Here is a 491-nt window from a genome sequence, read left to right on the forward strand (position 1 = left end):
GAACAAGGCGCACAGTTGATCGCAGTGCCGGCCTTGGTACTGGGTCGGGATACCTGGGATCGCCCTTGGCGCGGCTTCAAAAGCGTGTCGACCCCGACCGAAATCAGCCTCAAGCCCGAAGAACTGAGTGAGGGCGAAGCCTGGCGTCGCCTCACGTTGATCAGCCAGCAACCCATCAGCCAGGCCAGCGCCGGCATGAGCGTGTTCCTGCGCGGGCAATTCTGGGACCTGGGCACTGCCGGGCACAGCTTTCTCAGCAGCAACGGGCAAATCAACGCCGATGGCGAAGCCCGTGGCGCGCGCCTGTTGAATGTCTGGCTGTGAAGCCCGTACGGCTGGGGGATTTGTCGGTGGGCTTCGTGCACGCCCTGGCCGACGCCATCCACAGCCATGGCTTGGACCCGCAGCCACTGCTGCTGCAATACGGCCTCGACCCGGCACGTCTCGCCGAAGCGGGTGCCCGTTTGTCGATCCCGCGCTACATGCGCCTT

The 491-nt window shown here is 64.8% G+C and carries 2 pseudogenes; both read left to right on the top strand.

What is annotated here, in order from left to right:
• A pseudogene (locus SOP95_RS31560) lies at positions 1–324 on the top strand (carbon-nitrogen hydrolase family protein); the annotation flags it as partial.
• A pseudogene (locus tag SOP95_RS31565) lies at positions 321–491 on the top strand (AraC family transcriptional regulator); the annotation flags it as partial. The pseudogenes SOP95_RS31560 and SOP95_RS31565, both read left to right, overlap by 4 nt.

The sequence above is a fragment of the Pseudomonas sp. YuFO8 genome (assembly GCF_035065025.1).
In the GTDB taxonomy this organism is placed as follows: domain Bacteria; phylum Pseudomonadota; class Gammaproteobacteria; order Pseudomonadales; family Pseudomonadaceae; genus Aquipseudomonas; species Aquipseudomonas putida_AE.